The 13206-nt window shown below is 70.9% G+C and carries 14 protein-coding genes and 1 pseudogene; 7 read left to right on the top strand and 8 right to left on the bottom strand.

Features of this window, described 5'->3' with window-relative positions; all coding sequences use genetic code 11:
- Positions 1-31 precede the first annotated feature (31 nt).
- From ACFYYR_RS14140 to ACFYYR_RS14115, 6 genes are all read right to left on the bottom strand, one after another.
- Positions 32-790, bottom strand: a complete 759-nt coding sequence (locus tag ACFYYR_RS14140) for an SDR family oxidoreductase (protein WP_388851585.1) — start codon at positions 788-790, stop codon at positions 32-34.
- A 31-nt stretch (positions 791-821) separates the two neighbouring features.
- The gene (fabG, locus tag ACFYYR_RS14135) at positions 822-1583 is read right to left on the bottom strand and encodes a 3-oxoacyl-ACP reductase FabG (protein WP_388851582.1); all 762 of its coding nucleotides are present in this window, start codon (positions 1581-1583) and stop codon (positions 822-824) included.
- A gap of 201 nt (positions 1584-1784) precedes the next feature.
- The gene (locus ACFYYR_RS14130) at positions 1785-2180 is read right to left on the bottom strand and encodes a DUF3037 domain-containing protein (RefSeq protein WP_388851579.1); all 396 of its coding nucleotides are present in this window, start codon (positions 2178-2180) and stop codon (positions 1785-1787) included.
- Entirely contained in the window at positions 2177-3001 is an 825-nt protein-coding gene (locus tag ACFYYR_RS14125; RefSeq protein WP_388852503.1) for a HipA family kinase, read from the bottom strand. Before ACFYYR_RS14125 ends, ACFYYR_RS14130 begins: the two co-directional genes overlap by 4 nt.
- Positions 3002-3328: 327 nt before the next feature.
- Positions 3329-3517 carry a hypothetical protein gene (locus ACFYYR_RS14120; RefSeq protein WP_388851576.1) on the bottom strand — a complete coding sequence of 63 codons (189 nt, stop codon included), beginning with the start codon at positions 3515-3517 and terminating at the stop codon, positions 3329-3331.
- 114 nt (positions 3518-3631) lie between these two features.
- On the bottom strand, positions 3632-4702 hold the full coding sequence (locus ACFYYR_RS14115) for an Lrp/AsnC family transcriptional regulator (protein WP_388851573.1): 1071 nt from the start codon (positions 4700-4702) through the stop codon (positions 3632-3634).
- Between the two features lie 118 nt (positions 4703-4820).
- On the opposite strand from ACFYYR_RS14115, the gene ACFYYR_RS14110 reads away from it, so the two are divergent.
- Positions 4821-6047, top strand: coding sequence for a M20 family metallopeptidase (locus tag ACFYYR_RS14110; RefSeq protein WP_388851570.1), 1227 nt, complete (start codon positions 4821-4823; stop codon positions 6045-6047).
- A gap of 54 nt (positions 6048-6101) precedes the next feature.
- Positions 6102-7427, top strand: a complete 1326-nt coding sequence (locus ACFYYR_RS14105; protein ID WP_388851567.1) for an MFS transporter — start codon at positions 6102-6104, stop codon at positions 7425-7427.
- Between the two features lie 314 nt (positions 7428-7741).
- On the opposite strand, the pseudogene ACFYYR_RS14100 reads toward ACFYYR_RS14105, so the two are convergent.
- Positions 7742-7891: pseudogene (locus ACFYYR_RS14100) on the bottom strand (helix-turn-helix domain-containing protein); the annotation flags it as partial.
- A gap of 87 nt (positions 7892-7978) precedes the next feature.
- Here ACFYYR_RS14100 and ACFYYR_RS14095 point away from each other — a divergent pair.
- Positions 7979-8605: a class I SAM-dependent methyltransferase gene (locus tag ACFYYR_RS14095; RefSeq protein ID WP_388851564.1), complete on the top strand. Its 627-nt coding sequence runs from the start codon at positions 7979-7981 to the stop codon at positions 8603-8605.
- A gap of 47 nt (positions 8606-8652) precedes the next feature.
- Positions 8653-9153, top strand: a complete 501-nt coding sequence (locus ACFYYR_RS14090) for a DinB family protein (protein WP_388851561.1) — start codon at positions 8653-8655, stop codon at positions 9151-9153.
- A gap of 69 nt (positions 9154-9222) precedes the next feature.
- Here the strand turns inward: ACFYYR_RS14090 and ACFYYR_RS14085 are convergent, their stop codons facing one another.
- Positions 9223-9363 carry a hypothetical protein gene (locus ACFYYR_RS14085; RefSeq protein ID WP_388851558.1) on the bottom strand — a complete coding sequence of 47 codons (141 nt, stop codon included), beginning with the start codon at positions 9361-9363 and terminating at the stop codon, positions 9223-9225.
- Between the two features lie 233 nt (positions 9364-9596).
- Between ACFYYR_RS14085 and ACFYYR_RS14080 the strand changes: the two genes are divergently transcribed.
- From ACFYYR_RS14080 to ACFYYR_RS14070, 3 genes are all read left to right on the top strand, one after another.
- Complete coding sequence (locus tag ACFYYR_RS14080; RefSeq protein WP_388851555.1) at positions 9597-10724, top strand: FAD-dependent monooxygenase; 1128 nt, start codon at positions 9597-9599, stop codon at positions 10722-10724.
- 231 nt (positions 10725-10955) lie between these two features.
- On the top strand, positions 10956-11846 hold the full coding sequence (locus tag ACFYYR_RS14075; RefSeq protein WP_388852500.1) for a VOC family protein: 891 nt from the start codon (positions 10956-10958) through the stop codon (positions 11844-11846).
- 128 nt (positions 11847-11974) lie between these two features.
- Entirely contained in the window at positions 11975-13036 is a 1062-nt protein-coding gene (locus tag ACFYYR_RS14070; protein WP_388851552.1) for an AraC family transcriptional regulator, read from the top strand.
- Positions 13037-13206: the final 170 nt, after the last annotated feature.

Raw genomic sequence — 13206 nt, 5'->3', positions numbered from 1 at the left:
TCGTCGGGGAACCACGGCGGACGGCTCCGGCTCAGCCGACCCCGGCGTTGAGGAAGATCCCGCCGTCGACGACGAGCGTCTGGCCGGTGACCCAGCCGGAGCGCTCGGAGAGCAGGAACTCCGCGGCGCCCCCGATGTCCTCGGGCTGCCCGAGCCGGCCCAGCGGGTAGGCCCCGGTGACCTCCTCCTCACGGCCCTCGTAGAGCGCCTGGGCGAACTTGGTCTTCACCACGGCCGGGGCGATGGCGTTGACCCGGACGCCCGGCGACAGCTCGTGCGCCAGCTGCAGGGTGAGGTTGATCATCGCGGCCTTGCTGATGCCGTACGCGCCGACGAACGGGGAGGCCGAGAGGCCGGCCACCGACGCGATGTTGACGATCGCGCCGCCGTTCTCCTTCTGCCAGGCCTTCCAGGCCTGCTGGGCGAAGCCGAGCGCCGAGATCACATTGGTCTCGAAGACCTTGCGGGCCACCCCGAGGTCGAGATCCGCGATCGGGCCGAACACCGGGTTGGTCCCGGCGTTGTTGGCGAGGTAGTCGAGCCGGCCGAACGTCTCGACGGTGCGCTCCACGGCGGCCGCCTGGTGCGCCTCGTCGTGGGCCTTGCCGGCGATGCCGATCACCCGGTCCGCGCCGAGCCGTTCGACGGCCTCCTTGAGGCTGTCCTCGTTGCGGCCGGTGATCGCGACCCGGTCGCCGCGGGCGACCAGCGCCTCGGCGATGCCGTAGCCGATGCCACGGCTCGCTCCGGTGACGAGCGCGACGCGCCCGCTGTCCTGCGGTGCAGTCATGATGTCTCCTGTGTCTCCGCGCGTCCGGGCGTCAGTCGAGCGGGCCGCCGGCCACGTACAGGACCTGGCCGGAGACGAAGCCGGCCTGCTCGCCGGTGAAGAAGGCGATGGCGTTGGCGATGTCGCCGGGGGTGCCGACGCGCTGGACCGGGATCTGGCTCGCGGCGGCGGCCTGGAAGTCCTCGAAGCCCATGCCGACGCGGGCGGCGGTGGCGGCGGTCATGTCGGTGGCGATGAAGCCGGGGGCGACGGCGTTGGCGGTGATCCCGAACTTGCCCAGCTCGATCGCGAGGGTCTTGGTGAAGCCCTGCAGACCGGCCTTGGCCGCCGAGTAGTTGACCTGGCCGCGGTTGCCGAGGGCCGAGCTGCTGGACAGGTTGACGACCCGGCCGAACCCGGCGTCCACCATGTGCTTCTGGCAGGCGCGGGTGACCAGGAAGGCGCCGCGCAGATGCACGTTGATGACGGTGTCCCAGTCGGCGTCGCTCATCTTGAACAGCAGGTTGTCCCGGAGGACCCCCGCGTTGTTGACGACGATGGTGGGCGCGCCGAGCTCCTCCGCGACCCGCGCGACCGCGGCCTCGACCTGGGCGGAGTCGGAGACGTCGCAGCCGACGGCGAGGGCCTTGCCGCCCGCCGCGGTGATCTTCTCCACGGTGTCCTTGCAGGCGGCCTCGTCCAGGTCCAGTACGGCGACGGCGCGGCCTTCCTCGGCCAGGCGCACGGCGGTGGCCTGGCCGATGCCCCGGGCGCCGCCCGTCACGACGGCGACACGCTGCTCGGTGGTGGACATGCGGATTCTCCTCGCGTTCGGGCCGCTTGGGATGCGGATCCGTCCGGGAGCGGCTGCGGATGAGCAACCGCTTAGTAGGTCGGTCGGCCAAAACGCTAGAAGCCGTGGCACCCGGTGTCAACGGGCCATGACCGGCCGCGCCCCATGTCACAGGCCCCGACCACCGGTCGGGCGGACCGAGGGACCCGCCCGACCGACGCTTCAGCGGACGAGCACGTCCAGGAGCCGTTCGGCCTCCGCCTCCGGATCGGCGGTCAGCCCGGTGTGCACCGGACCCGGCTGGACGACCGTACTGCGCGGCGCCACCAGCCAGCGGAACCGCCGCCCCGCGTCGTCCCCGCCCGCCTGGCCCGCGTGCTCGCCGCCCCGGCACAGGCCCTCGACGGCGTGCAGCGCGGCGCGGACGGCGGACACGTCGGCCGTGGGATCCAGCGCCCGCAGCCGGTCCTCGTCCAGATGGGTGCGGGCGACGACACAGGACCGGGCGCGGCAGTACACCACCACACCGGCGTTGATCAGCTCACCGCGCTCCACCCGGGGGACGACCCGGAGCAGGGCGTACTCGAAGACATCGCGTCCGTTGTGGAGCCCGTTCACCGTGCGGCCTTTCCATCGACCCGGACCCGCAGCCACTCCGGAGCCTGCGAGGGCTGCTCGGCCGGCCGGGGGCCGAGGGCGATCCGGTCACGCAGGCCCGCGGCCCGCTCCGCCAGTGCCTCGACGTAGGCCCGGCGCACCGCGTCCGGGGAGTCGAAGCCGGGCTCGTCGGCCAGCCAGACGTCGGGGACTTCGGCCGCGGCACCGGTGAGCAGCTCCTCCGTCACCAGCGGGGCCAGTTCGGCATCGGCGGCGTCCAGGTCCGGGCCGAAGGAGGCCAGGACGTGGTCGGAGGCGTCGTACGGCTTGACGGCGGCGGTCCGGGCGGACGGCCAGTTGTGGTGCCAGATCATCGTGGCGCCGTGGTCGATGAGCCACATCCCGCCGTGCCACACCAGCAGATTGGGGTTGCGCCACGAGCGGTCGACGTTGTTGATCAGCGCGTCGAACCAGACCACCCGCCCGGCCTCCACCGGGTCCACCGAGAAGGCGAGCGGATCGAAACCGAGCGAGCCGGGCAGATAGTCCATCCCGAGATTGAGGCCGCCGCTGGCCTTCAGCAGCTCCTGCACCTCCTGGTCCGGCTCACCCAGGCCGATGACCGGGTCGAGCTGGATCTGCACGAGCTCGGGGACCCGCAGCCCGAGCCGCTGCCCGAGCAGGCCGCAGATCACCTCGGCAACCAGGGTCTTGCGGCCCTGGCCGGCACCGGTGAACTTCATGACGTAGGTACCGAGGTCGTCGGCCTCGACGATCCCCGGAAGCGAACCGCCCTCACGCAAGGGCGTGACGTAGCGAGTCGCTGTCACCTCTGCAAGCACTTCCCAGGCCACCCGTCTCTTCAGCCTTGCCATCCACGATCGACTTCGGAGGGGTGCAGTGGCGCACAGCGCCCGTCAACGGCCCCTGGGGAGAATCTGGAGAGTTTCGCATGGCATGCAGCTCTCCCTGCTTCCCGGGCATTCCGTCGATGGCGGTGCGCCCCCTGCATCCGGCCTCCGGCATGAAGTGAGCATAGTAACCGCGGGTGATCGCGGGCGAGGAGTTTCCGAGCCACCGTGCCGAGGTCACGACGGACTCTCCGGCCTCCGGTACCCAGCGCCGAGGCGGGCCGGGTCCCGGTGATGAATCCGTCGCCCCCGAAGGGGTCAGGCGAAGACGTCCTGCTGGTAGCGTCCGTCGGCCTCGAGCCGGGCGAGCCATTCCCGGGCGGTGTCGTCGTCGCTTCCGGTGCGGGCCCGGTGGATGGCGGCCAGCGCCTCGCGTACGGCCGGTGCCATGCGGCGGCCGTCACCACAGACGTAGATGTACGCGCCGTTCTCGAGGGCCTCCCACACTGTGTCCGAGGCGGCGGCGATCGCGTTCTGGACGAACCGGGCCGGGTGGTCGGGGACGGCGGAGAATGCCGTGCAACCAATGGCGGCAACGCGTAGACGGAGGAGCGGGGCTGCCTACGGTCCGGGCTGCTCGTCCGGATTCGCGTTGCTGGGTGTGCCGTGGGGGATGTCCGCCCAGGGATTGACGGACACCGGGCTGACGCGTCGACCGTGGCCGTCGAGAAGCCAGCCCATGCGTTTGCTCATGCGCAGGACGATGGCGCGTTCGGTCAGTGTCAGTGTGGGGAACCGTTCGGCGAGTCCGGTCTCCAGACGCTGGCTGTCGCCAAGGGAGCGCAGCCAGACGATGACGAGCAGGTTGTCCGTTCCGGTGATCGCGGCGCACATCCTGATCTCCGGCAGGGTCAGCAGCGTCTGAGCGATCCCGTCGAGTTCGTGGGCGGGGACACGAGCCCAGAAGTAGGCGTGCACGGGCCAGCCGCTGATGATGTCGGACACCTCACAGCGGAAGGACACCAGGCCCTCTCGGACCATGCGTTCCAGGCGCCGGCGGGTGGTGGACACGGTTGTCGAGGTGAGGGCGGCAAGTTCGGCGGCTGTCCGGCGGCCGTCGGACGACAGGGGAAGCAGCAGATCGCGGAACCGATCGTAGGACGTCCGGCTTCCTGGAGAGGTCTGCGGGTTGTGGCGGGTCAGGTGGGCGCGCTGGTCGGGCGAGAGGGCCTGGAGCCGCCACTTGTTGCCTTCGCTGTAGAAGCGGGTTGCGGTGCGGGTGCGGGTGCCGCGCACGCCGGGCAGCAGGCTGACATGGTCCAGCACGAACCGCGACAGCGCCTGAAGGTCGGGGAACAGGGCCACAAGGAACAGGTCGCGGCCGCTGGCAACCTGGGAGACCGAGGCGACCTGCGGCACGCCGGCGAGCGCGTCCACCACCTGCTTCCGGGCGGTGGGCCGGCAGTCGACTTCGATGAAGGCCAGACAGCACTGTTCGGTCCACAGCGCCAGGTTCGGGTAAGCGGTCACCCAGACGACGCCCTGTTCGGTCATGCGCTCCCAGCGCCGCGCCACAGTGGCCGAGTGGAGGCCGAGCACCTTTCCCACTTCGGTCCAGGTGGCCCGCGGCGCTATCTGCATCACATTGATCAGCGACAGATCGGTTTCGTCGAGGCTGAACGAATCGTGCATTGGATCGCACCCTCTGAACGTTCCCGCTGATTTCGGCGCTGCTGTCGCGCGTCTGTCCACTCTAGGGACATCCGCCGTTCGGCACCATGCCCAAGTCTCTGGAGGTGCACCCACCGTCATGGCGACCTGTGAGGATGCGACTACGTTGCGCGATGAGCTGGTCAGGCTGCGCCGCAGCCTGCACACCGACCCCGAGGTGGGGCTGAACCTGCCGCGCACCCAGGAGAAGGTGCTGGGGGCGCTGGACGGCCTGCCACTGGAGATCTCCACGGGCAGCCGGCTGTCCTCGGTCACGGCAGTGCTGCGCGGAGGGCGTCCGGGACCCGCGGTGCTGCTCCGGGCGGACATGGACGCCCTGTCGTTGACGGAGCGCACCGGTCTGGAATTCTCCTCCGCGACACCGGGCGTCATGCACGCCTGCGGCCACGATCTGCACACCACGATGCTGGTCGGTGCCGCCCATCTGCTCGCCGCGCGGCAGCGGGACCTCGCCGGCGACGTGGTGCTGATGTTCCAGCCGGGCGAGGAGGGTTGCGACGGAGCCGGCGCGATGCTGGCCGAAGGCATCCTGGAGGCGGCGGGACCCCGGCCGGTCGCGGCCTACGCACTGCACGTGTTCACCACCGACTTTCCCTCGGGCGTCTTCATGGCGCGCAGTGGTGCGACCATGGCGGCGACCAACGACGTGGATGTCACCGTCATCGGGGCCGGCGGACACGCCTCGGCGCCGCACCGCGCCAAGGACCCGGTGCCTGTGGCCTGCGAGATGGTCACCGCGCTGCAGACCATGGTCTCCCGAACCTGCGACCCCTTCGACCCGGTCGTCCTGACCATCGGTTCCTTCCACGCCGGCACCCGCCGCAACGTGATCCCCGAAACGGTGCGGCTGGAGGGCACCGTGCGCACGTTCTCCACCCGGGCGCAGAACCGGATGCAGGACGCGGTGGTGACCCTCGTACGCCGGATCGCCGCCGCCCACGGTCTGCGGGCGGAGGTCGAGTTCACCAAGCGCTACCCGGTGACGGTCAACGACGAGCGTGAGACCGCCTTCGTCCGGTCCACCGTCACCGAGACCTTCGGCGAGCACCGCTTCCGGCCGCTGGCCCACCCCCTCACCGGCGCCGAGGACTTCTCGCGCATCCTGGGCGAGGTGCCCGGCAGCCTGGTCATGCTGGGCGCCGCTCCGCCCGGTGCAGACCCCTCGACCGTGGCGAACAACCACTCGCCGTATGCGGAGTTCGACGAGGGCGTGCTGTGCGACGGCGCCGCTCTCTACACCGATCTCGCCACCCGCCGACTGTCGGCACAGGCGGCCGGCGGAGCCGTGCCGGCTCTCGCCTCCTGACCGCCCCCGTCGCTCACCTTGACCGCCCCCCGTCGCTCACCTTGGAGGTCCCCCTTGTCCTACGCACCCTCCACCGGCCCGGTGCCCGTCACCGAGCCGGGCCACAGACGCTCCAGCCGGGAACAACGGCGTGCCCTCATCGGCACCGGCATCGGCAATGCGCTCGAGTGGTACGACTGGCACGTCTACGGCATCTTCGCGCCGTTCTTCGCCGAGCAGTTCTTCAATCCGGACAACGAACTGTCGGCCTTGCTGTCCACACTGGCCATCTTCGCCGTGGGCTTCGCGATGCGGCCGATCGGCGCCTTCGTCTTCGGCCGGCTCGCCGACCGCAAGGGCCGACGCCTGGCCATGGTGATCTCGATCAGCATGGGGTCGGCGGGCAGCCTGGCGATAGGCATCGCCCCCACCTACGCGAGCGTCGGCGCCGTTGCCTCGCTGATTCTGCTCCTGGCCAGGCTCGTACAGGGCATGGCACATGGCGGCGAACTGCCCTCTTCCCAGACCTACCTCGCCGAGACAGCCCCACCCGAGCGCCGCGGCCGGTGGACCAGCGCCATCTACGTCTCCGGAGCCTGCGGCATACTGATCGCCACCCTGCTGGGCGCCGGCCTCGGGGCCCTGTACGGCACGGAGGCCCTGGAGGCATGGGGCTGGCGGGTACCGTTCGTCATCGGCGGACTGCTCGGCGTCTACGCCCTGTTCCTGCGGCGCAAACTCACGGAGACGCACGCCTTCGACAAGGAGCACACCTCCCGCAGTGCGGCACCGCAGCGCGTGTCCGTGCTGCGCGGCATCTGGCAGAACCGTGCCGCTGCCGGGCGGGTGATCGGCCTGACCGCAGGCTTCACGGTGACCTACCAGGCCTGGACCACCGCTGCCCCCACCTATGCCATCAGCGTGACGAAGCTGGACTCGACCGCAGTGCTGCTCGCCGAGATGGTCGCACTCCTGATCTTCATCGCGGCGCTGCCGCTGTGCGGATCGCTGTCCGACCGGCTCGGACGCCGGCCCAATATGCTGATCTTCGCTCTGGGCATGGCAGTGCTCGCCTACCCCCTGCTGCTCCTGGCCCGAGCGGGCCAAGTCTGGCAGCTCGGCCTGGCCATGACCATCGCCCTGCTCTTCACCGCGATGTGCGCGTCCATCGCGCCCGCGATCTTCGCCGAACTGTTCCCCACCCACGTGCGTACCACCGGCACCGGCGTCCCCTACGCGATCGCCGTGGCACTCTTCGGAGGAACCACTCCCTACCTTCAGACCTGGCTCGCCAGCCACAACGCACAGAACTACTTCACCGGCTACAACATCGCTCTGCTGCTCGTCGGCGCCCTGCTCGTCCTCACCGGCCCCGAGACACGAGCCAAGCCACTGGAGTAGGCCCAGCCGGACCAATGGCGGGCCGCGTCCTCCTCACTGCCCCGTCACTCCAACCACGGGCCCCGATAGCCCCGGTACACGCCGCGTGATCGGTGCCGTCAGCCACATGCCGGCCCACCGGGAAATCCATCCCCTGCCCGCAGTCCGTGAACTCCGCTCGGTTCGAGCGCCGTTGCCCGAGCGGTACCCGGCCCCGGCCGCCATCACCCCAGGCGGCCGGGGCCCCGGCGCGCACGCAGCATCCCCGCCGAGTTCACCGCCGTCCCCCGGCCTGATCGGATCGATGAGGGTCGGTGCGTACGTGCGCACGCACCCCTTGCAGCGCTCTCCAGCCGGGACAGCGTGCTCTCCGATACGCCGGTCGTCGCCGCGAGGCCGGCGAGGGTGATGCCGCGGTCACGACGCAGCGCACGAAGGCGCGGCCCCACGGCGTCGAGCACGTCGTCGTCCGTCTTGCGATCCATCAGGCCATCTTGCCGTAACCGCAAGATTCCGTGCCGGACCGTAAGGAGCCTGGCAAGACTGAGCGCATCCCGACACAAGGAGCCTTGATGAGCACCACCGATGCGGTCACCTTCTGGGAGGGCGTCTACGCGGCCCGACCGGCAGCCGACGACCCGCAGCCGAATACCCGCCTCACCGAGACGGGGACGGGCCTGCCGCCCGGTGACGCGTTGGACCTCGGATGCGGCAACGGCGGCGACGCGCTGTGGCTCGCCCGCCTGGGGTGGCAGGTCACCGCCGTCGACATCTCGGCCGTGGCGGTCGAGCGACTCGCCGCCCTCGCCCGCTCGCACGGCCTGGGTGACCGCGTCACCACCGTGCGGGCCGACTTGGACACGACTTTCCCGCCCGGGACTTTCGACCTGGTCTGCGCCCACTACCTCCACACCCCCTTCGGCCTGGACCGGGCAACCGTGCTGCGCTCGGCCGCGCACGCACTGCGCCCGGGCGGGCGGCTGCTGGTCGTCGACCACGGCTCGGCCGCGCCGTGGTCGTGGGACCAGGATCCCGACATCCGCTACCCGAGCCCGCTGGAAGTCGCCGCGGAGATCGGCCTGGCGCCGCAGGCATGGACGGTCGAGCGGGCCTACGCACCCCACCGGATCGCGACCGGACCGGACGGGCGCACCGCCGAGGTCACCGACCACGTCCTCCTCATCCGCCGCACCGCCTGACACAGCGGCCCGGCACCCGCCCCCGACAAAGGATCAGGGAGACCACGGTGCCCAGCACCACGCCCCGCAACGGCCGCCGCGACACCCCGCCGCCGCGGACCGGAAACGACGAGACCGAGGTCCTGCGCGGATTCCTCGACTACCTCCGGACCTCGATCGCCGCGAAGGTCGACGGCGCCCCCGAACCGCAGGTGCGAACAGCCGCAGTGCCGTCGGGCACGAACCTGCTCGGCCTGCTCAACCACCTGACGTTCGTCGAACGCTCGATGTTCCTCGGGGACGACGTCACCGACTGGCAGGCGACGTTCCGAGCCGCACCGGCGGACAGCGTGGCCGATGTCGTCGCCCGCTACCGAGACGCGGTCGAGCGCGCGAACGACGTTCTCGACGGGTGCACCGATCTCGGCGCACCGGTCCCCCGGCTGCGGCCGGACCGCCCCGCTCCCAGCGTCCGCTGGGCACTCACTCACATGATCGAGGAGACCGGCCGGCACGCAGGCCATGCGGACATCCTGCGCGAACTCATCGACGGCGCGGCCGGCCGCTGATCCGCCCAGGACGGTCCCCGGTTCGAGAAACACCGTCCGACACGAGTTCGCCGACGTCCGGGACAGTGCTCACATCCCCTCACAGGAGCCCTCCACCATGCACAGGTACGACGTCACCGTGACCACCGGCGCCTCGCCGGACATCGTCTGGAAGCTGCTCGTCGACGCCGCGAGCCGGCCGCTGTGGTCCAAGGTGGACAGTCTGGACACGACGCGGATGGGCCGGCCCGCTACGCCGAGGAGTGCAAGCCGGCTCAGTGATGTCCACGCCGCAGCGCGGGTGACCGAACCGGGACAGGCTGGGCTTCGGCACCTCCACACCGGATGCGGTCGCCGGTCAGGCAGACGATTGCGGACAGCGGATGGTCGCCGCCTGATTCGGATAAGGCGGAGCGCCGACGGAACTTACGGTTTCGAAGACATCAGATGCTCCGGAGGCGTACATGAACAGCTGTCGCGGTGGGCGTACGGCCATGATCGTGGGCGCGGGAATCGCCGGCCTGACAGCGGCCGCTGCCCTGGCAGGCGCGGGATGGCAGGTGGAGATCGCCGAGGTCGACCCGTCAACGGCGACCTCCGGCTGGGGGTTGTGCCTGGCCGGTCCCGCGCTGCGTGCCCTGGCCGAGCTGGGTCTCGCGGACGACTGTCTGGCCGAGGGCTACGGCATGAACGGGATCACGCACGTGGACGTGGACGGCGAACCCGCGCGCCGGATCCGGCTGCCGCGCCTCATCGGCGCGCGGCGACCGGCGATGGCCGGCATCGCGCGCCCCGTGCTGCACCGCATCCTGCACGCGGCGGCCGAACAGCGCGGCGCAGTCGTCCACCAGGGACTGACCGTCACGGCGGTGGACCAGGAGGGAGAGCTGGTCCACGTGCAGTTGTCGGACGGGACAGTCCGGCAGGTCGCGCTGTTGGTGGGCGCGGACGGGATCCGCTCATCGGCGCGGAGTCTGCTGGGCCTCGAGGCCTCGCTCGACTATCACGGGCAGATGGTCTGGCGGGCTCTGGTGCCCCGCCCGCGATGGGCCACCGGGATCCACCGGTTTGCCGGGAAGACCGACACGGCGGGCCTCGTGCCCATCTCGGCCGGCCAGGCGTACGTGTTCCTGACGGAGAACGGAGTGGAGCAGAGCGTCCTGCCCGAGGCCGAACTCGCCCCGCGCCTGCGGCGGATACTGGAGGCCTTCCCGGGCCGGGTGGAGGAGATCCGCCCTCTGGTGTCCGCGTCGGAGTCGGTGGTGCGCCGCCCGGTGCTGACGGCGTTCCTGGAGGGCGCCTGGAACCGGGGCAACTGCGTCGTCATCGGTGACGCCGCGCACGCACCCGCACCGCAGATGGCCGGCGGCGCGGCTCTGGCCATCGAGGACGGGCTCGTGCTGGCCGAAGAGCTCGGGCGGCACAGGTCGGTCGGGGCGGGGCTCGAGGCGTTCGTGAGGAGGCGCAGGCAGCGGTGCCGAACGCTCGTGGAGACCTCGGTGGCGATCGTCGGCCTGGAACATGCGCGGCGCCATCGCGAAGCGCATCCGCTGACCGATGCCGGTCACCGGCTCATGGCCGAGCCCGCGTGACCATCCGGCACGAAATGAGCAAACGAGACGGGGGAGTTCCGGCGGTCCGCCCTTCGCGCGTCGGACATGGAGAGACCCGCGATGGACCGGGAGAGAGAAGATGCCCGCTGCCTCTCCCCGAACCCCGCCTGTGCCGCAGCACCGGCCGCGCGAGCACCTCGAGCAGATGAACCGGAGTTCACCGTGAACAACAGCAGTCCGATCACCCACCTGCGGCACATCGATGTCGCCATGCCGAACTTCGCCGAGCAGCGTCGGTTCTACACCGAGCTGTGGGGGCTGACGGAGACCGCCGGTGACACCGGTGTCTCGTTCCTGGCAGCAGAAGGCTCCCCGGAGCAGTACGTGGTGCGACTACGCGAGGACGCCCACAAGCGCACCGACCTGATCGCCTTCGGCGCTGCGGGCGCCGGCGATGTCGACACCCTGGCCGCACAGCTGATCGCGCAGGGCGTGCGGCTGGTCCACGAACCGAAGCCGTTGGACACACCCGGGGCCGGCTACGCGGTGCGCTTCTTCGACAACGAGGGCCGCGTGGTGGAGGTCTCCGCCGGCGTCGCCGCGCGCCGGCACCGCAGGATCGAGGCCCGCGAGCCGGTCCCCGTGCGCCTCTCCCACGTCCTGATGAACTCTCCCACCCCCGAGGCCACGGTTGCCTGGTACATCAGGCACCTGGGGTTCCGCCTCTCGGACACCATGTGCCTGGGCGGCGGCGAGATCATGTGGTTTCTGCGGTGCAACACCTTCCACCACAGCTTTGGCATCGTGCGCGGGCCGCACGCGGCCTTCCACCACGCCTCCTTCGAGATGCGCGGGATCGACGCGTTCATGCGCGGCACCGGCCGGATGCGGCGCTCGGGCGTCGAGCGGCTGTGGGGGCCGGGGCGGCACCGTGCCGGTGACAACTCCTTCAGCTACTTCCTCGACCGGGCCGGCAACACCGTCGAGTACACCACCGAGCTGGAAATCCTGGACGAGGACACCTGGCACCCCCACCTCTACGACCTGCGCGATCCCGCCAACGCGGATCAGTGGGGCACGGCCGACGAGATGGACGAGTTCATCGCCGCCAAGTCCCACAACGACGTGGACCCGGGGCTGTTCGTCGCCCCACCGATGTGAGCGCGACCGCAGAGCACCTCACAGAAGAACTCGCTGAAGAAGATCCCCCCTCGGTCCGATGCGCCGTGCACCGTCCTGTTCGTCCCTGCTGGATGCCGGACCGCCGGCCGGGCACAGGACGGACCACCATGGCTGAGACACTGACGCCGGACTCGGGCCGCCCGCCCCATACGCTCCACAGCACCGCGACGGGCGCACCAAGGGAGGTGAACGCCGTGCCGGAGCCGCTGCGCGCCTACCTCATCAGCAAATCCCGGAACCCCGTCGACCTACTGAACGCCGCCACGCTGCTCTTCGGCGGCTCCATCGCCACCTCGCCGCTGGACGGCCTGTGCAGCGGCGATCACGAACTGCGCGGCGTGGCCGCCGACGACTTCGCCGTGGGCTACTTCGCCTCGCCGCTCGACGTGCGCGTCGCCTCGGCCGAGGGCCGCAGGTCCTACTTCGTCAACATCGGCGTCTCCGGCGCGATCTCGGCAGCGCGCGGCAGCCTGCGGGCGTCCTTGGACGAGTCGACCGCGGGAGTCGTCAACCCCGGAGACTCCCAGGAGTTGCGGCCCGTACAGGCCCGCCGGACGCGGTTCCTGGGACTGCGCATCGACGCCGCCCTGGTCGACCAGGAATTCAGTGCATTGACCGGGCACCCGCCGCTGTCCCCCATACGCTTCGGCTTCGCCCTGGACCTGGCCACCCCCAAGGGCCGGGCGGTGCGGCTACTGGTCCGTTCCCTCCTCGAACAGCTGGACTCGGGAGACCCCCTCTTCCAGCGCCCGGACGTACAGCGCAGCCAGTTGCGGTCCATCGTCACCGCCCTGCTCCTGACCCAGCCGCACTCGCACACGGCCGAGCTGCGCGAGGGTCCTCCACCCGGCCACCCGCGTGCTGTGCGCGCAGCCCTCGCGTTCATCGAGGCGAACCTCACCGAGCACATCAGCCTCAGTGACATCGCTCAGGCCGCCCACTGCAGCCCTCGCACCATCAGCTCGGCGTTCCGCGACCGGCTGGGCCTCTCGCCCCTGTCCTACGTCCGCAACCTGCGGCTCGACCGGATCCGTGAGGACATCCTCGCCTCCGCCGACCCCATCGGCACGATCGCCTACCGGTGGGGCGTCTCCCACCTCGGCCGCTTCGCGAGCGCGTATCGCGACCGCTTCGCCGAACTCCCCTCCGACACCGCAGCCCGGAGGTGACCCCAGCCTCCTGCGGAACGCAGGAAACCCTGCGGGCGCGGGGGGGGGGGGGGCGGGGCCCCCCCCGCCCCCCCCCCCCGGCGCGGCGGGGGCCCCCCCCCCCCCCCCCCCCCCCCCCGCCCCCCCCCCCCCACCCGAGAGTTGCCCCCGGGCCGGTGGGGGGAGGAACG

It is taken from the genome of Streptomyces sp. NPDC001922 (assembly GCF_042891165.1).
In the GTDB taxonomy this organism is placed as follows: domain Bacteria; phylum Actinomycetota; class Actinomycetes; order Streptomycetales; family Streptomycetaceae; genus Streptomyces.
This window is presented reverse-complemented; position numbering and strand designations above follow the sequence as displayed.

Coding starts and splice junctions, on each gene's coding strand:
- ACFYYR_RS14140 (WP_388851585.1), bottom strand. CDS start 790: ATGACTGCACCGCAGGACAGCGGGCGCGTCGCGCTCGTCACCGGAGCG.
- fabG (WP_388851582.1), bottom strand. CDS start 1,583: ATGTCCACCACCGAGCAGCGTGTCGCCGTCGTGACGGGCGGCGCCCGG.
- ACFYYR_RS14115 (WP_388851573.1), bottom strand. CDS start 4,702: ATGCACGATTCGTTCAGCCTCGACGAAACCGATCTGTCGCTGATCAAT.
- ACFYYR_RS14110 (WP_388851570.1), top strand. CDS start 4,821: ATGGCGACCTGTGAGGATGCGACTACGTTGCGCGATGAGCTGGTCAGG.
- ACFYYR_RS14095 (WP_388851564.1), top strand. CDS start 7,979: ATGAGCACCACCGATGCGGTCACCTTCTGGGAGGGCGTCTACGCGGCC.
- ACFYYR_RS14080 (WP_388851555.1), top strand. CDS start 9,597: ATGAACAGCTGTCGCGGTGGGCGTACGGCCATGATCGTGGGCGCGGGA.
- ACFYYR_RS14075 (WP_388852500.1), top strand. CDS start 10,956: ATGCCGAACTTCGCCGAGCAGCGTCGGTTCTACACCGAGCTGTGGGGG.
- ACFYYR_RS14070 (WP_388851552.1), top strand. CDS start 11,975: ATGGCTGAGACACTGACGCCGGACTCGGGCCGCCCGCCCCATACGCTC.